We start from the raw sequence: 17,782 nt of genomic DNA on the forward strand, positions 1-17,782 counted from the left end.
ATTGCTTTGGACGCGTAACCTATTGCTTTGGACGCGTAACCTATTGCTTTGGACGCGTAACCTATTGCTTTGGACGCAGAACGGCCCTTCCGCTAAAGGAAGGGCCGTTCTCAATCATTTCATTTCAAATATCTACGCGCACCAGCGTAATTTGTTTTATACACGCCATAGTTGATGCTCACGATTTCGACTTTCCGCGATGAGTTCGGGGCGTGGACCATTTTGCCGTCGCCGATATACATCGAGACGTGATACACTTTCCCTTTTCCTTTATTTTGTGCGAAAAACATCAGGTCTCCTGGCTGCAAATCCTTCCGCTTCACCGCCGTTCCGTGGGTCGCTTGGACGGAAGAGTCTCGCGGAATAAGGATGCCGTGGTTTTTATAGACCGAATACATCAGCCCGGAACAGTCAAATCCATACGCCGACACACCTGCCCACAAATACGGCAGGCCTATATATTGTTTGGCGCTGTCGACGAGTTCTTTTTGAGTCGGCTTTGGAATTGATGCAAAATCGGCGTAAACTTTGACGTCTTTCTTGCGGACATATTTCAAGCCATCCGTTTTCGTCTGCACTTGCAGCCAATCCCTTTCACTCTTCACAACGTGGAGGATTGTCGTATAGCTAATATCGATGAATTTATATTTGTCATGGAGTTTAGGTTCATTGTATAAGGAAGCAATTTTTGCCGTGACGACTGCGATTTCCAAATCGGCATCTATTGGAGAATAGGCTTTCACATGCGATTTCGGCACCCACCCCTCATAGCCTTTCGCTTGGCCTTTATTGAACTGGTCTGTGATTGCAATGTAGTGCCAGTCCCCGTTCGATTTCAACACTTCCACATGATCCCCGTATAACGCTTGCGTATCGGTTCGGCCGATCAGCCAATTTTTATCCGCTACCGTCAAGCCTTTCGTCCATTTTGCCATATCCGGCTTTGCTGCAATTGAAACCGCATCAATTTTGCGCGTATTATTCGGCACGCGCCATACGTTTGTGACCGGTACGCTGATCGCATAGTGCACCGCCTCCACTTTTTCAGAAGAACCTTTGGACTCCGATGTTGCAGACGCAGTATGAAAAGTGATGAATAAACAAAATATCATTATAAAAACAGTAACTTTCTTTTGCATGGTCTTTCTCCCCCTATTCTATCAATATTAATATATTCTTAATTGTTTGCATAGCTTATCTTTCATACTCGGAAGTTTTCATCCTGTAAGATTGGGTATCTATAAGACAGTACCATCAATCAAAGAGAAGGAGAGATCTTACATGAATGATAAAAAATTTATCGGTATGTATCACAACGACTCGGAATTGATGACAAAAATAGATGACTTGAAAAGTCAAGGAATCGATGGCGAGAATATTTATGTCATTGCGCAAGATGATTCAGATGTGACGATGTTCCAAGGAATGAAATACGGAGATGTGCAAACGGCTCCGGAGTCTTGGTTTGACCGTTTCATGAATTTCCTCACCGGTGAAAACCATGTGCGCAGCATGTTGCACGAAGCCGGCGTCCCTGATGGCGATATGGACAATTACTATAATGAAATTCAAAATGGCGGAAAGCTGCTATATGTCGATGAAGGTGAATTGAACCGACTTTATACGAAAAGCGATGGCCGTTTCGGCATCGTTGACGGTGGCGTTGATCCGAACTTAGGCGCAAACCGCGTCTCTGAGTTTGAGGAGAATGAATTGCACCGATCCCAATATTCTTCAGGTGCATTCCAAGACTCCCATCTGCATGACGGATCCGATGAGACATTCGGAAGGGTCGGCGGTGAAGCGTTGCGCAGTCACTCGGACTATGAAACACCTCCGAACAACTATTACGGGGTTCAGAACCGCTATAACGAAACCCACGAACTCGACCGGAAGATGCAAGAGGAAAAAATGCGTCTGCGTGAAGAGCGGCTTAGCGTAGACAAGGAAGAGGTCGAGAGAGGCGAAGTATCGCTTCATAAAGACGTTGTTGAAGAAGTACAATCCTTCGACGTCCCTGTCATGCGGGAAGAAGTCTATGTCGAGCGCCGTCCCGTAAATGAATACGAATCGGATGTCGATGAATTTAAAATGATGCAGGACGATGAAACGATTCGGGTGCCGATTACCGAGGAGCGTCTGGAAGTGACGAAGAAACCGTATGTTTCCGAGGAAATCGTCGTCGGCAAACGACAAGTGGAAGATATTGAAACGGTAAATGAAACAGTTAAACGGGAAGAGGCCCATTTCGAGCAATCGGGTGAAGTCGACGTGCAAGATGAATTCGTTGACGAGCCGACAATGCGACAAAAATGGGATGACGAACGATTTTAATAAAGCAGGAGAATAATTGAGCCCGCAAAGTAGAATTCTGCTTTGCGGGCTTTTCTCTGTATGTTCTCACGAAGAGGAGTGTTAGACGATGGATGCTATCTCTGCCCGATGACGATGGACTGCCGTCTTTAGATTTCAATAAGGGCAATCCGGTTGCAATCGACAACTACGGTGGATCCGGCAAAACTGAAAAAAGCGAGGGATCTTTCTCTATCGATCGTTGTCAACGATGTCACCGGTTGCGAAAATCCGTTCACTACAATACTCGACAACGTAGTACTCGGTGGAAATGTCTCCAACAGATCACAAATAGGTTGCGACATAATCGGTTCAACTCCTTTCTACTAGATATGTGCCTTAGGTAGCTTGTCCATACTGATGGCTGGATTCACTAAAAGATAATTTGTGAAATCCGATTGCAATCCACGATGAGGGTAGTCCCGGTGACTGACGTGAAGTATGCAAGATTCGTATCTGTGTTCACGTTTACGAACGAAGAAACTGCAAAAGACACATCGTCAACGAGTATATCCGTCACTGTGGAGCCCGGTGGCAAAGTCGACAAGAAATTGCAAATTTGCCCTGTATGTCTATTCCCGTCATTCAGCCAATCCGCGTTTTCCATCCCGTTCAAGCTGCCCATAGCTTGGTCACCACCTTCCAGTTAGAAATCCCCTGCTATTCAAGGGGTCCTTATACTTTATTACTGTAATTTCGTCCCATATAGGACGTCTGCTTGGCTGTCCATATAATTTTCCTGAATTTCTAGGCGAATGTAGGTGGCATTTTAGAATAAAGGGGCACTCGCACAAAAAAACAGTTCAACCCGGGGAGCTTCCTTGCCGCCCAACTTGAACTGTTATTGAATATAAACGGCAACCCTTCTCACCAATGGATGGCGTCCAGCTTATCGATTGACGTTGTTATGATGCCGGTCGGAGAGGAAAAATAGGCGACTCCCTTCTTGTCATCCACATTTAGCAAATGGTTGACTTCAATCACTACCCCATCAACGACAATCCGCTGCATCGCATATTTAGGGGGTAACGTGGCCAGCAGCGTGCCGATGCTTTTCTTTGCTTGAAGAATCTTGCCGATCGACTTCTCCACTTCCTCTGCTTCCCGTTTTCGCTGTAAATCGTGCAAATCTAACTTATCGATGACCTTCTCCTGCATTTTCCCGATTTTCGCGTGATCTGCACTAATGCGGTCGAGCATGTCCAGCACATCATGCAGATCATCGTATTGATTGATCGTGAATTCACGCATCGACATCCGATGGTTTTGAAAGCTCTTGCGCAGCCGAAAAACGGCTTCCCCCTGTTTCCCGAGCTCTTCCCGTATGGCATCTTGCCTGTCGGATGCGTACCTTAACTTTTCATGCACTTCCCAAATCCGGTCCCGTAAATGAATATAGCGATTCCGGTGGACATGCTGCTGGTTGGATACGACATCCAAAATCTTACCGCATAGCATTTCAAGCTTGGCTACCGCTGCCACAAGCTGCTCATTGATCCCGCTTTGCTCCTGTATGAATGCCACGTACGGATTCCAGACGAACCGATCTTGATTCGCGGGAAAACCGCTCGGCTTATCACTATGATGAAACTTCGAACTATCCAAATCACAAACTCCTCTACCGAGTCTTTCTCCTATACTATGTCGTCCGGACCGCCTATTGTTCATGTTTTGCAATGAATGCGATCGTCGTTTTTGTTTCCTTTTCACGCAACAAGGGTATTTTCCAAAGACAAAGATGATAGAGGAGGAACCATGATGAAAAAAACATTTATCGGAAGCTTCCCAAATCAGGAACGATTAATGTCTAAAATACTCGAGCTGAAGCATGAAGGTGTGGAGGAACAAGATTTGTATATTGGCATGAAGGATGATTTGGCGGTCGATGAATTGCGGAGCCACGCATTGACAGAAGGAGAGGATTCTCCGTACAATCTGTTCAATCATTTCATGGGGTTTCTAGCAGGTGAACAGAATGTCCGCCGCTTGCTGAAGGAGTCAGGTTTCACTGATGACGAAGCGAAACGGTATTTCGATGCTGTCCAGGAAGGCGCTCTGTTGCTTTACATGAACGGGAAGCTTACTAAAGATCCTTATGCCGAGCCGATTGCGGTAGAAAGGCAATATGATGGGTACAAGCCAATCCCTTTGGATGAAGTCGAGGCGAGTGCTGATAGTTAACGCAAAAAAACGGGGCTGTCCAGAAAGTCTGCGAGAACTGACTTTCTGTGACGCTCCTTAGTTCTTTCCAAATATATACTCAAACTGATAGTAACGCTTTGTCGCTCGTTAACTTTTCACCGCGAATGCGTTGGAATTCAGCCATCAGTTTATCAATGGTGAGCCCCTTCTTTTCTTCGGCTCCAACTTCTAATATAATCTGGCCTTTATCCATCATGATCAGTCTGTTGCCCAAGTCCAGTGCTTGTTGCATATTATGCGTAATCATAAGTGTTGTTAATTGATCTTTTTCAACAAGTTCTTTTGTTAAATTTGTAATCAATTCTGCACGGGATGGGTCAAGGGCAGCTGTATGCTCATCTAGCAGTAAAATAGACGGTTGCGTAAATGTCGCCATAAGTAAAGATAGCGCCTGACGCTCTCCACCGGATAACATGCCTACTTTAGCATTCAACCGATTTTCTAAGTTTAAATGCAAGGTTTCAAGCGATGCGCGGAAGAATTCCCGGCGTTTTTTATCTACACCTCTCCGCAACACTCGTTTTTTATCCCTTGAATACGCCATTGCCAAATTTTCTTCAATTGTCATTGAGGGGGCAGTCCCTGCCATCGGGTCTTGGAATACTCTTCCGATCATTCGTGAACGTACGTACTCCGGTAACTTTGTAACATTTTTACCCGCAATTTCAATTGTCCCAAAGTCAGGGGTAAGGGCTCCGGAAATCATATTTAACATCGTCGATTTTCCAGCTCCATTGCTTCCAATTACGGTCACGAAATCACCGGATGATAACTCGAGGTTGATTTCATCTAACGCAACCTTCTCATCAGGTGTTGCTTCATTAAATACTTTATTTATCTGTTCGAGCTTCAACAATTGGATTCCCCTCCTTTTTGAGAGAATAATTGCGTTCGGCCAGACGTTCCTCATGACGCCTCGTTTTTCTTGCTTTTTCACGTCTCTTTTCAAAATACTGCGGTAAAACCAACGCACTGATGACAATAACAGCTGTAATCAGCTTCATATCTCCTGTATCGAGAAAATCAACCCTTAGCGCAAGCGCTAGAACAATTCGATAAATGATTGCACCTGCAATCACAGCCATAGTAGTTCGCACAATTGTTTTGGTTCCAAAGATCGCTTCACCGATAATGACCGAGGCTAAACCGATGATAATCATTCCAATTCCCATGCCGATATCGGCATACTTCGCGTATTGCGCGAATAACGCTCCTGAAAAGGCGACAAGCGCATTCGAGAAACCAAGCCCGATGATGACGAGCGTATCCGTATTCGCTGATAAGCTTCTAATCATTTTTTTATTATCTCCAGTTGCCCGGATCGCGAGTCCCACTTCTGTTTTCAAGAACCAATCCACAATAAATTTAATGAGTAAAACAATGATTGCCATGATGAATACAGTTGCCCAAGTGGAAGGTAAATAGCGGACACCTAGCATACTAAAAGATTGATTCATCACATTATCAATGCCAAGTGGAGCTAGAAACGCTTGAAATTTACTAAATAACGTCTCGGCATTTAATAGAGGAATATTAGGGCGGCCAATTGAATTTTCAGATGTAAGGCCCATAATGCGCAAATTAATGGAATACAAGGCAATCATCATTAATATCCCGGAAAGTAGCGGATTGATCTTTCCTTTTGTATGCAATAGGCCAGTTACACAACCAGCCAAGAAGCCAATGATGAGTGCAACAGCCGTAGCGATGGCCGGATGATAGCCAAATAGTATCATTGTCGCAGCAACAGCAGCCCCCGATACAAAACTTCCATCCACCGTCAGATCCGGGAAATCAAGCACTCGGAATGATAGATACACTCCGAGCGCCATGATTGCAAAGATGATCCCTTGTTCAACAGAGCCAAAAATTGCTGAAAACATAAAGAATCATCTCCTATTTAATCACTAAATTCAGCTTTCCACTCATCTTTAATGGATAGCCCCAATGCTTTTGCCGTATCTTCGTTCATGATCAGTTTCAAGTTTTGTGGAACTTGGACAGGTAAATCAGCAGGTTTGCTTTCACCCTTTAAAATCTTCACAGCCATTTGACCAGCTTCATAGCCGATATCATAATACTCAAATCCATATGCTGCTAAACCGCCCCGTTTTACCGAGTCGAATTCTCCGACCATCATTGGTAGTTTTTGTTCATTGGCAACTGAAACGACTGATTCCAATGCAGACACAACTGTGTTATCCGTAATGATGTACAAAGAATCCACTTTTCCAATCAATGATTCTGTTGCTTGCTTTACATCTGCAGACGTAGCAACAGACGCTTCAACAACTGTCATATCCATATCTTTCAGCATTTCTTTCACGGCATCCACTTGGGCACGGGAGTTTGCCTCTCCAGAGTTGAATACCATGCCAACCTTTTTGGCGCCTAATTCTTCTTTAAGGAACTTCATTGTATTAGGAATTGCATCAGGATGATTATCAATCGTACCCGTTACATTTCCGCCCGGGTTCTCCATTGATTCAACGAGTTCAGCACTGACAGCATCCGTAACAGAAGTGAAAACAATTGGAATATCTTTCGTTGCGCTTGCTACAGCTTGTGCACTCGGTGTCGAGTTTGCAAAGATTAAATCTACTCCAGAACCTACGAGGTTGTTTGCAATTGTCGTATTTTGACTGTTATCCCCCTGAGCAATTTGCACATCATATTCTGCTTCAATTCCCGCATCTTCAAGAGCTTTCTTGAAGCCATCATACGCTGCGTTCAAAGATGGGTGTTCCACAATTTGCGTGACGCCGATTTTATATGTCTTTTTTTCATCCGAGCTCTTACCACTTTCTCCAGATGTTCCGCATGCTGATAGAAGTAGTGTAGCACCGAAAACCGCAATCATCGCTTTTTTCCAACTTTTCTTCATTCTTTATCCCCCTTTTTATCTTTTACATTGCTATACTGCTAGACAAGTTAAAATTCTCTTGAAGGCACTGTTAACTAGGCAGAATATTTACACTTATTTAGCGATATATTACAAAATATCATACATGATTATCCCATCATTTGAAACAGTTAAATTTTTCTTTGCATTCTCGTTCTAACCGGGGTAGCATGAATCGCCTGTCCGCTTAACCCTTCTACCGCTTCGAGCAGCCCTTCATTGTAGCTTGGATGTGCATACGTCGGAAATGTTATATCTTCTTCCTTCGCAGCCATCTCCAGCAACTGGACAAAGGAACCGGACATTTCAATGGCTCCTTCCCCAATCATATGAATTCCCACTACTAGATCTGTCGTTGAATCAGATATCACTTTGACAAATCCTTCTTTTTTGCCGGTGATTGTCGCATAGCCATTTCCTCTAAGTGCAAACTGACTGACGCGAATATCAATTTCATAATCACGAGCACTTTGTTCCGTAAGTCCAACAGAAGCAACTGGCGGGATTGTGTGAGCAACGATTGGCAAGAAAGTAAAATCAGCTTCCGGTTTTCCCCCTGCGATTTTCTCAGCAGCCACTTTACCTTGTTTGATTGCCTTAACGGCAAGAAGCGGCCCTTCCGTCACATCACCGATCGCATAAATGGATGGGATTGACGATTGCATATTCCCATCCACCTTGACAAAACCTTCAGCTGTCAATTCAATTCCGAAGCGGCTGATGCCTAACGGTTCCACGTTCGGTTTCCTTCCTTCGGAAACGAATAGATGTGACCCTTGTATCGTTTCGTGCACGTCATTAGGTTTTTGAAATGTAACTGTAATTTCGTTATCCAGCTCATTTGTTGTAACCACATCAACATCTTTCACGACGTGCATTTTCCGTTTTTTACATATCCGCATGAGTTCTTTATTAATTGATTCATCAAATGGAAGGTCAGTATTTTTCGATAGAAGAATACTGACCTTTGCCCCAAAGGCGGCATAACTCGAAGCCACTTCAAGTGCGATTGTGTCGTGTCCTAGTACGATAAGATGTTCCGGCACTTCTTCAAGTTCGAATATTTCATCGAACAGTAGAATCCGTTTTCCTGTCTCCTTCGAGATGGGCGGTAGTATTTGCGAACTTCCAGTCGAGATAATGGCTTGTTTGAATTCAAAAATGTCGAACTGATGCCCATTTTCCACACCGATTCGATCTACAGAGATGAATGTAGCTTTCCCACGGATTATTTCAATTTTATTTTCCCGACATAGATTTTCAACTCCGGCTCTAAGCCCGTCTATTACCTTTGTTTTGTATGATTGGAGCTTGTTTAAATTGAACGTGTCGTCGCCTTCGCCAATTCCAATCTCTCTCAAATGAGCTGTTTCCGAGCGTTTCCCTGCCGCATGTGTAAAAACTTTAGAAGGGATACACCCTTTGTTTAAACAGACGCCGCCCATTCTATCCTGTTCAATTAACGTGACTGAAAGCCCTAATTGGGCCGCTCGTATTGCCGCAGTGTAGCCGCCCGGACCTCCGCCAATAATTACTAGGTTTCTTTGTTGAGTAATCTCCCCCACAACCATGTCATATCATCTCCAACAATAAATTATGTGGCTGTTCGATTAACTCGGAAAAACGGTTAGTAAATGCAACGGCCGTTGCCCCGTCAGCAACGCGGTGATCGAAAGACATGGACAAAGTCATCACATGGCCGATAACGATTTCATCATGCTCATTGACGATCGGTTGTTTTTTTGTTTTGTGGAATGCAATGATCGCTGTTTCGGGGTGGTTAATAATTGGGGTTGCCCCTGTACTGCCAAGTGGACCGACATTGCTCATCGTAAACGTACTGTTTTGCATTTCAGCAGGTTTTAACTTTCCATTGATTGCTTTCTCGGTCAATTCTTTCATCACTCGTTGAAGGTCTTTGATCGATTTTTTATCCGCATCATGAACGACAGGAACTAGCAATCCGTGATCCGTGTTCGTTGCAATGCCGATATGATAATTTTTCTTCAACACAATACGATCATTTTCTTCATCAAGCTCCGCGTTAAAAATCGGGAATTCTTTCAATGAAATCGTGAGCGCTTTAATGAAAAATGCGGATAAAGACACCGATTGTCCCGCCATTTTCAGTTCTTCACGTATTTTAAATAAATTCGTCATGTTCACTTCATCGAAGTGCGTTACATGCGGAATTGTAAAAAATGATTGCGTCATTTTTTCGGCAATTTGTTTTCGGATTCCTTTGAAGGGGATTTCATGGGGAGGGTTTTCAGTTGATGATACAGGCTGTACTTCTATAGTTGGTTCCTTTATAGCCTGTTTCCCTTCTATAAAACGATAGATATCTTCCTCAGTCACTCGTCCTGATGGATCACTAGATGGGACATCCTCAATGTTAATGTTATTTTCACGTGCGACTTTACGTGTGTAAGGCGCAGCTAATACACGCCTAAATGGAGTCGGCGAAAGTTTCCCCGGTTTTTCAATGACAGCCGCCGCGTCGTTTGCAGCTTCTGCTTTTGGTTGGGGTTCATTCTCGATTTTTGTACTTAATTCCTCCTCGATTGAAAGGAGGCTTGTTCCAACTTGGACGGTTTCGCCCGTTTCAATTATGATTTCTTTTACAATACCGGCGCATGGCGAAGGAAGTTCTGCTACCATTTTGTCCGTTTGCACTTCAACAAGCGGCTGGTCAACTGATACTTTATCCCCCACCTGTACTAGGTATTGGACAATCTCTCCTTCTGTCATCCCTTCACCGATATCATGCAATTTTACATCCAGCACTTCATCCCCCCCTAAAAATGAAAAACTTTTTCAATCCCTTTCAAGACTCGTGCAGGTGTTGGAAGGTAATGATTTTCAAGTGCAAATAATGGAACTGGCACATCAAACCCTGTCACCCGCTCAATAGGAGCACGCAAGTAAAGGAAAGAGGTGTCATTAATAATTGACACGATGTCGTTGCCCAGTCCTCCGGTCGACTGCGCTTCGTGGACGATGACCGCCCTTGTTGTTTTCTGCACGGATTGTGCGATGATATCACGGTCTATCGGATACAACGTTCGAAGATCAATAATTTCACAGCTAATGCCCATTTCCTTTGCCTGTTCGGCTGCCTTTTCTGCCACTGTAACCATTGCGCCCCATGCGATGATCGTCACATCGGTACCTTCACACACAATATTCCCTTTGCCGATTTCAACTGTATATTTCCCTACAGGAACATCTTCTCTTTGTGCACGGTAACTCCTCATCGGTTCAAGCACAAGCACTGGATCAGGATCTTCCATTGCAGCAATCAGTAAACCTTTTGCATCATAAGGTCCAGATGGGCAGACGACTTTGATTCCTGGCATATGAGTGAACAAGGATTCTGTACTGTCCGAATGAATTTCAGGCGCACGAATTCCAGCTCCGTACGGTGCACGAATGACCATCGGTACTGTAAAATTCCCCATCGTCCGCATTCGGATACGAGAGACATGCGTCATAATTTGCTCGTATGCCGGATAGATGAAACCGAGAAACTGAATTTCTGCAACAGGTCTGAAACCATTTATGGCTAGACCGATAGACGTCCCGATAATGCCAGCTTCTGATAGTGGTGTATCCACAACACGATCTTCTCCGAATTTCTCCACAAGCCCCTCAGTCGCTCGGAACACACCACCATTTTTTCCAATGTCTTCGCCCATAATAATTGTTCTTTCATCTTCTTCGAGCATCGTTTCCATCCCACTATTGATTGCTTGGATCATCGTCATCAGTGTAGTCGTCTCGGACTGCCCGGCTGATTTTTTCAAATCTATCGCCATGTCATTGCCCTCCTAACTGTGCGAGATAGGCCTCTTTTTGTGCAGCTAGGTCCGCAGGCAGCTCTGCAAAGACATGATCGAAAAGATCTTCGACGTTTGGAGCTGGGAAGCGTTCCATTTCTTCTACCGCCGCTTCGATTTCAGCAGCTGTTTTGTCTTTTACTTCTGCGACCCAGTCTTCATTCCAGTAGCCGTAATTCCGCATGAAGCTTTCTAATCGGACAAGCGGGTCGACTATATGCTTGCCTTGATCTGCAGGTCGATATTTAGAAGGATCATCCGCAGTCGTATGAGCCCCTGTCCGCCAGGTGACCGCTTCTATTAGAGTTGGACCATTCCCGTTTCGGGCATAGTCAACTGCCTTTTTTGTTTCAAAATAGACTGCAAAGCAATCATTGCCGTCAAGACGGATTCCAGGAATGCCGTATGCGATAGATTTTTGGGCGATTGTCTCGGAATTCATCTGTTTTTCCATCGGCACTGAAATCGCATAGCCATTATTTTGATTAAAAAAGACGACAGGCACTTGGAACACGCTTGCGAAATTTAACGCTTCATGGAAATCGCCTTCTGAAGTGGCACCGTCACCAAAGTAAGCGATGGCCGCATTTCTAGTTCCTTTCCTCTTCTCTGCCCAAGCAGCTCCTACTGCATGTGGCAGCTGTGTCGCAATTGGCACGGCCGGCGGAAAGATTTTCTTCCCTTTCGGAGGGACACAACCTTCCACTCGACCATTCCAGTACAAATAGGTCCTAGTCATATCTGCACCGTACGTCAACGTCGCACCGTGGTCGCGATAGGTCGGGAAAACCCAGTCATCAGAGCCTAAAGCAAGCGCACTGCCAACTTGCGAAGCTTCTTGCCCTTCGAATGGGGCATATGTCCCGAGACGTCCCTGTCGCTGTAGGTTAATCGCTTTTCTGTCGAATGTTCGAATCCGCACCATGTTGTAATAAAAATCTCTGACCAATTGCTCATTAATCTGTTTCTCGTAAGAAGAATCTAGTAAAAATCCATCATCATCCATTATTTTCTTAATAGGAAAGTCAATTTTCATCTACTTTACCCCCGCTCACGATTATTTGCGGATTGCCCACTTCGGTTTAATGGATGGGGTGTAAAAGCTGTTCCGCCCGCCTCTACTTTCCACTTTTTTCTCACACATCGTATTTGCTGCTTCCATAGTACAAGTACCACTCATTTGCGCCAGCTTGTATACTTCTAAAATCGCGTCATAAATATGTTTTGTTTTTGCGAGTACCCGCTCATGATTAAAACCGTACAATTCATCTGCCACGTGGATGAGTCCGCCGGAATTGATAATATAGTCCGGAGCATAAAGAATGCCTTTCTCTTGTAGCTTTTTTCCGTGATCTTCATGTAGCAACTGATTGTTGGCCGATCCTGCAATCGCTTTCACTTTGAACTGATTGATCGTCTGGTCATTGACAATTCCGCCTAATGCACAAGGAACAAAAATATCCGCTTCCTGTGAATAAATTTCCCCGCTTGCAACGACTTTCACGGTTCCGGTTGTTGTGGCCGCTTTTTCTTCGATGGCAAGCAGATTCTTGTCATTAATATCCGTAACATAAACGTGGGCACCTGCTTCAAGTAATCCAACTGCGACTTTGAATCCCACTTTACCTAGACCTTGGACAGCGTATGAACGCCCTCCTAACTCATCATTTCCGAAAAGCTCTAGATTTGTCGCTTTAAGACCGTACAGAACACCTTCTGCTGTCGGAATGGAAGAGTCCCCTCCACCTCCATATGCTTCAGGTGTACCTACTATGCAATTGGTTTCCTTCATTGAGTGGATGAAATCCTCCAAGGTCGTTCCCATATCAGTACCGGTGTAAAATCGACCACCTAGTGTCTCTACGAATTGACCAAATGCACGAAACAATTCGGGTGTCTTATCCGTTTTCGGATCTCCGATGATGACCGCTTTTCCGCCACCAAAATCCACGTCGGCAGCGGCGCATTTGTAGCTCATCCCTTTCGATAGACGAAGCGCGTCTTCCAGTGCTGCATCCACACTTTCATACGGATGCATACGGCAGCCGCCTAGCGCAGGTCCAAGCGTCGTATTATGGATTGCGATAATTGCCCGTAAGCCCGTCGATGGATCATTACAGAAAACGACTTGTTCATGTTCAGCCATTTTTTCAAAAAGGTCGAAACTGCTTGTCATTGACACACTTTCCTCTATTTTCATGGTTTTTGCCCCCTGAGCATTTGCTATCAACTACACTCCTCTTCCTAGGAAGAAAACGAAGCATCCTTCAATTTTTGGGCGATCGTTTCTTTTGGAAGAATGATTTGTTTTACTATCCCTTGACCGATGATTCCTACGTGGTTGCGCGCGGTGACCTCTGTAACTACAGCATTGTCCCGTAATTCGACTAACACTGCTGTCAGTTTCACTTTTGAACCTAATGGGGAAGGCGCTAGATGATTTATCTGAACGGACGCCCCCATCCCTTCTTCATGTGTTTCCAAGAAGGGGAGAATGATTTTGCGTGAAACCCATTCCATATGATAGGTCATCGCTACCGTTGAATAGACGGGGTGTACAACTTTGCCCTCAAAAGTAGCAAACATCTCTTCTGTCACTATGATGTCAATCGATTCTACTCTTCCAACTTCCATCCCCTGCTTCATTCGCTCCCCCCTATATACTATGATTCTTGCCCATAAACTAAGATTGTCGTCGCAAATCTTATAGAACTTGACAGATAAATGAGAGCGCTTACATTACTTTTTCTCGAAAGACCGAATTCATATAACACTATTATTACGTAATAATACCGTCTTGTAATACTAAAGTCAATAACATAATCAGAAAACTCCATACTTTCGCAACAGATTGATATTAATTATAACACAAAGAATAATAGAGCTAGTGATTGAATTGTTGGGAGACCGGAAAAAAGCCACAACCATGAAGGTTGTGGCGTTCAAAAAACTTTTATAGTTTTAGTAAAATTCAGGGAAAAGGGCACTCACTATAAACTTTTTCTCTTGATCCCTCTTCCAAACTCCTCTGTCAATTTCTCTAGCCGATTTCCTCCCTCTTCCATCATACTGTCTAGTAACTCTTTAACACTAGGAATGTCTTCAATTAGCCCTGCAATCTGGCCGCTATTAAGAAATCCATTATCCATATCGCCTTCAATCGCACCTCTGACATGCTGAATTTCCGACGTTAGTTCACCGTATTGTTCCAGTGACATACCTGCTTTATCAAATTCTTTTAGTTTCAAAGCGTAGGGTGTCTTTAAAACTCTTCTTAGCCGTTCAACGCTTCGCCCGATAATTAACGTTTCCGTATCACTTGCTTCCACAAGATTTTGTTTGTACTTGTCATGAAACGGCGCTTCTTTCGTTGCAATTAAACGAGTACCGATTTGCACACCACTCGCTCCTAATAAAAGTGCAGCCGCCAATCCTTTCCCGTCCCCGATTCCTCCAGCAGCAACTACAGGAGTCTTTACATGCTTCACAATTTGCGGAATTAGTGCGAACGTTGTCAGTTCCAAGTTGGAGTTAATGCCTGCAGCTTCAAAACCCTCAGCCACTACTACATCCGCTCCGGCAGCTTCCGCTTTTTGTGCATGTTTCACTGAAGCTACGACTGCAAGTACGATTACGTTTTGGCTATGGAGTCTAGGTATATATGGAGCTGGGTTTCCTGCTGATAATGAAACGATTGGAACCTTATGTTTAATGACGAGATCAATCATTTTGTCCACATATGGGGAAACACCCATTGCAATATTAACCGCAAAATTCTTTTTCGTCCGCTGTTTCGTTTCAAGAATTATATTTTCTACTTCCTCTGGGGTCATAGTACCGCAACCGATGGTCCCAAGTCCTCCTGCTTCGGATACTGCAGCAGCGAGCTGCGCATTACTAATGTTCCCCATACCTCCTTGGATAATCGGATAGTCAATCTGTAACTTCTCACATAGATATATCATATTTATACACCTCCGCAAGATTATGTTATAGTAGAACTACTAGAAAAACAATTTAGATTACTTAAAAATAAGGGGGGCTTTGTATGTTAGTACCTTATAAGGGGGATAAACCAGAGTTACATCCTACTGTTTTTGTCGCTCCGGGGGCTAAAGTAATAGGGAAAGTACGAGTAGGAGAAGAATCGACCATCTGGTTTAATACAGTACTGCGGGGAGATGAAGGGCCGATTACTATAGGGAAAAGATGTAGCATCCAAGATAACTCTACAATTCATCTATATGAAGGTGCGCCAGTTGTAGTAGAAGATGAGGTTACGGTAGGACATAACGTCATCTTACATGGGTGCAAAGTCGGAAAACGTTCGATTATCGGTATGGGATCTACAATTCTTGACCATGCAGAAATTGGCGAAGAATGCATTATTGGTGCAAATACGCTAATACCATCCGGTAAGAAAATCCCTCCCCGTTCACTCGTTGTTGGTTCACCAGGAAAAGTAGTGAGGGAACTGACCGAGAAGGATTTCGAAATTATCCAACTATCGATAGACTCATATGTTGAAAAAGGATACGACTACCGGGAAATTTTTAAACATGGAGAATTTGAGTAAAGAAAGACTCAACAGGTTTTAGATTAACGAAAGGCGAGACGTTCTAAGGAGGGATGAAGTTCAATCTTCAATCCCTCCCTATTTGGTGGATAATTTACGAATACAGTGTAGCTTAGTTCCACCGTTTTCCACTAACTGCTTATTCGATAATGAGTGGATGATTATCTGCATCATACGATTTGTCTTTTCGCCGCATGTCGTTATCCTCTTGAAATACGTCTTCGAAAAATCGGCTGGCCGGTTGTGCAAGTAACTTATAATATTGCTCAAACAGATGAGCAGCATGATTGCCGTTCCATATTTCCGGTAGCAACTCTTTCGGTAACCCAGGGTCTACAAAGAGGAACTTACGATATTCATGAACAAGGTTTGTCCTCTCCACGAAGCACTCTGCATCCGTCATTTGCCCATTATTCATCAAGCTTTGATGAATAATGTACTTATTGCTATACGTCGAAATGAATTCTTGATACTTCCCTTCGATTTCATTAAGAGGCCAGCTTTTTTCAACAAGTGCTCTGTCTGCTTGCGGCCCTTTATATTCGGACAGAAATAGATCTACGTAATCTTGGATCCCATATTTATCAATGAGCAGTCTCACTTCTTTTTCGAGATCATTCGGTGTAATCCAGCACCCGTTTGAAAAGCTGCCAAATCCACTCCATAATAGTTCTTTACGAAGTTCATCACGAATCTGCCTCTTTTCTTCTGGAATCGTATACATAAGGATACGCCATTTCCCGTCCCACTCGTGCGGTATCAATTTAAAAATACGGCTAGCAGCTTCTTCCATACGAATTTCACCACGAGGTGTCAGGAAATAATAACTTTTATTCCCTTTCTTCTCGGAATTAAGCCATCCTTGCTTCATCATTCTGGAAACAGCTACCCGAACGGATTGTTCATTATGCCCAAATTCCTTTAATAATCGAATCAGGCTGCCAATCCATATTTTATTGCCATAATGACGGATATAATCTCCGTATATTGTAAAAATCATTGATTGTGCATTCGCCAATTACTCTCACTCTTTCTTTTTTCGCTCATTAAAGATATATCATAATATTCCCTACTTCCATTATATCGCTATAGAATTAAAAGAAAACTTATTTACCCATAAATTGTGGACTTCTTTTTTCACTGAAAGCTTGAAGAGCCTCCATTCGATCTTCGGTTGGGATGATTAATTCATACGCTTTCGATTCAATTGCAAGCCCCGTCTGCATATCGGTGTTCATCCCTTGGGTAATTGCATATTTAGCTTGCTTAATAGCAACCGGACCATTTTTCATCATATCGTAGGCGAGTTTCTCACAAGCGGATAGGAGATTTTCCTTTTTCACAACTTGTAAAACAATACCGAGCTCAAGCCCTTCTTCAGCTGTGATTTTTCTTGCTGTGAAAATTAGTTCTTTCGCTTTCATTTCCCCCACAAGTCTTGGAAGACGTTGCGTCCCACCTGCGCCTGGAATAATAGCCCAGCTGGTCTCCGTTAGTCCCATTACCGCACCCTCTACTGCAATTGAAAAGTCACAAGCAATCATCAGTTCAAAACCACCGCCTAATGCATAGCCGTTCACTGCTGCAATTGTCGGTTGTGGCAGACTTGCGATACTGTTGAACGCATCTCTAATCGCTTTGACATTTCTCCTAACCTCTGTTTCATTCAGTGTCTTCCGTTCTTTTAGGTCAGCACCTGCACTAAATGCTTTATCTCCTGCACCTGTTATAATGACCGCTCTTACCTCTTGATCAAGCGAAATCGAATCGATCACCTGCTGAAGCTGATGAAGTGCTTCGTAATTAAAGCAATTCAATGCTTCTTCACGGTTAATCGTTACATATGCAATGTTGTTTTCTTTCTTATATAAGATAGACGTCATTTTTACTCTCCTTTATAAATAGGGTTTG

Annotated in this window: 19 protein-coding genes; 3 read left to right on the forward strand and 16 right to left on the reverse strand. The window is 43.7% G+C overall.

The features are described from left to right. Positions 1-119: 119 nt before the first annotated feature. A complete protein-coding gene (locus tag AB1K89_RS08235; protein WP_413054290.1) occupies positions 120-1,139 on the reverse strand; it encodes a C40 family peptidase in 1,020 nt (339 codons plus the stop codon). 142 nt (positions 1,140-1,281) lie between these two features. Between AB1K89_RS08235 and AB1K89_RS08240 the strand changes: the two genes are divergently transcribed. After that, positions 1,282-2,334: a YsnF/AvaK domain-containing protein gene (locus tag AB1K89_RS08240; RefSeq protein WP_413054291.1), complete on the forward strand. Its 1,053-nt coding sequence runs from the start codon at positions 1,282-1,284 to the stop codon at positions 2,332-2,334. Positions 2,335-2,462: 128 nt separating this feature from the next. Here AB1K89_RS08240 and AB1K89_RS08245 read toward each other — a convergent pair whose 3' ends face one another. The 3 genes from AB1K89_RS08245 to AB1K89_RS08255 form a co-directional block, all read right to left on the reverse strand. Further along, positions 2,463-2,657 carry a hypothetical protein gene (locus tag AB1K89_RS08245; RefSeq protein WP_413054292.1) on the reverse strand — a complete coding sequence of 65 codons (195 nt, stop codon included), beginning with the start codon at positions 2,655-2,657 and terminating at the stop codon, positions 2,463-2,465. Positions 2,658-2,725: 68 nt separating this feature from the next. Continuing rightward, the gene (locus AB1K89_RS08250) at positions 2,726-2,977 is read right to left on the reverse strand and encodes a hypothetical protein (protein WP_413054293.1); all 252 of its coding nucleotides are present in this window, start codon (positions 2,975-2,977) and stop codon (positions 2,726-2,728) included. 242 nt (positions 2,978-3,219) lie between these two features. Continuing rightward, a complete protein-coding gene (locus AB1K89_RS08255; RefSeq protein ID WP_413054294.1) occupies positions 3,220-3,957 on the reverse strand; it encodes a hypothetical protein in 738 nt (245 codons plus the stop codon). Positions 3,958-4,110: 153 nt separating this feature from the next. Here AB1K89_RS08255 and AB1K89_RS08260 point away from each other — a divergent pair, with 153 nt between their 5' ends. Then, positions 4,111-4,533 (forward strand): general stress protein, encoded by a 423-nt coding sequence (locus AB1K89_RS08260; protein ID WP_413054295.1) that lies wholly within the window; start codon positions 4,111-4,113, stop codon positions 4,531-4,533. 79 nt (positions 4,534-4,612) lie between these two features. On the opposite strand, the gene AB1K89_RS08265 is transcribed toward AB1K89_RS08260, so the two are convergent. The 10 genes from AB1K89_RS08265 to AB1K89_RS08310 all read right to left on the reverse strand — a co-directional run bounded on the left by AB1K89_RS08265 (position 4,613) and on the right by AB1K89_RS08310 (position 15,260). Next, complete coding sequence (locus AB1K89_RS08265) at positions 4,613-5,410, reverse strand: ABC transporter ATP-binding protein (protein WP_413054296.1); 798 nt, start codon at positions 5,408-5,410, stop codon at positions 4,613-4,615. Next, positions 5,385-6,437 (reverse strand): ABC transporter permease, encoded by a 1,053-nt coding sequence (locus tag AB1K89_RS08270; RefSeq protein WP_413054297.1) that lies wholly within the window; start codon positions 6,435-6,437, stop codon positions 5,385-5,387. The genes AB1K89_RS08265 and AB1K89_RS08270 overlap by 26 nt, the downstream gene beginning before the upstream one ends. Before the next feature lie 17 nt (positions 6,438-6,454). After that, positions 6,455-7,438, reverse strand: a complete 984-nt coding sequence (locus AB1K89_RS08275) for an ABC transporter substrate-binding protein (RefSeq protein ID WP_413054298.1) — start codon at positions 7,436-7,438, stop codon at positions 6,455-6,457. A gap of 149 nt (positions 7,439-7,587) precedes the next feature. Then, positions 7,588-9,027 carry a dihydrolipoyl dehydrogenase gene (gene lpdA, locus AB1K89_RS08280; protein WP_413054299.1) on the reverse strand — a complete coding sequence of 480 codons (1,440 nt, stop codon included), beginning with the start codon at positions 9,025-9,027 and terminating at the stop codon, positions 7,588-7,590. Position 9,028: 1 nt separating this feature from the next. Beyond that, entirely contained in the window at positions 9,029-10,243 is a 1,215-nt protein-coding gene (locus AB1K89_RS08285; protein WP_413054300.1) for a dihydrolipoamide acetyltransferase family protein, read from the reverse strand. A gap of 11 nt (positions 10,244-10,254) precedes the next feature. Then, complete coding sequence (locus AB1K89_RS08290; RefSeq protein WP_413054301.1) at positions 10,255-11,274, reverse strand: alpha-ketoacid dehydrogenase subunit beta; 1,020 nt, start codon at positions 11,272-11,274, stop codon at positions 10,255-10,257. Position 11,275: 1 nt separating this feature from the next. Then, positions 11,276-12,331 carry a pyruvate dehydrogenase (acetyl-transferring) E1 component subunit alpha gene (pdhA, locus tag AB1K89_RS08295; RefSeq protein WP_413054302.1) on the reverse strand — a complete coding sequence of 352 codons (1,056 nt, stop codon included), beginning with the start codon at positions 12,329-12,331 and terminating at the stop codon, positions 11,276-11,278. Between the two features lie 21 nt (positions 12,332-12,352). After that, positions 12,353-13,495, reverse strand: a complete 1,143-nt coding sequence (locus AB1K89_RS08300; RefSeq protein WP_413054303.1) for a Leu/Phe/Val dehydrogenase — start codon at positions 13,493-13,495, stop codon at positions 12,353-12,355. A gap of 44 nt (positions 13,496-13,539) precedes the next feature. Beyond that, a complete protein-coding gene (locus tag AB1K89_RS08305; RefSeq protein ID WP_413054304.1) occupies positions 13,540-13,941 on the reverse strand; it encodes a thioesterase family protein in 402 nt (133 codons plus the stop codon). 344 nt (positions 13,942-14,285) lie between these two features. Then, positions 14,286-15,260 (reverse strand): NAD(P)H-dependent flavin oxidoreductase, encoded by a 975-nt coding sequence (locus AB1K89_RS08310; protein WP_413054305.1) that lies wholly within the window; start codon positions 15,258-15,260, stop codon positions 14,286-14,288. Positions 15,261-15,343: 83 nt separating this feature from the next. Between AB1K89_RS08310 and AB1K89_RS08315 the strand changes: the two genes are divergently transcribed. Beyond that, positions 15,344-15,871, forward strand: a complete 528-nt coding sequence (locus tag AB1K89_RS08315) for a gamma carbonic anhydrase family protein (RefSeq protein WP_413054306.1) — start codon at positions 15,344-15,346, stop codon at positions 15,869-15,871. Between the two features lie 139 nt (positions 15,872-16,010). Here the strand turns inward: AB1K89_RS08315 and paaX are convergent, their stop codons facing one another. Continuing rightward, positions 16,011-16,871, reverse strand: coding sequence for a phenylacetic acid degradation operon negative regulatory protein PaaX (gene paaX / locus AB1K89_RS08320; RefSeq protein WP_413054514.1), 861 nt, complete (start codon positions 16,869-16,871; stop codon positions 16,011-16,013). 106 nt (positions 16,872-16,977) lie between these two features. After that, positions 16,978-17,754, reverse strand: a complete 777-nt coding sequence (locus AB1K89_RS08325; RefSeq protein WP_413054307.1) for an enoyl-CoA hydratase-related protein — start codon at positions 17,752-17,754, stop codon at positions 16,978-16,980. Positions 17,755-17,782: the final 28 nt, after the last annotated feature.

Source organism: Sporosarcina pasadenensis (assembly GCF_047228845.1).
GTDB lineage: Bacteria > Bacillota > Bacilli > Bacillales_A > Planococcaceae > Sporosarcina.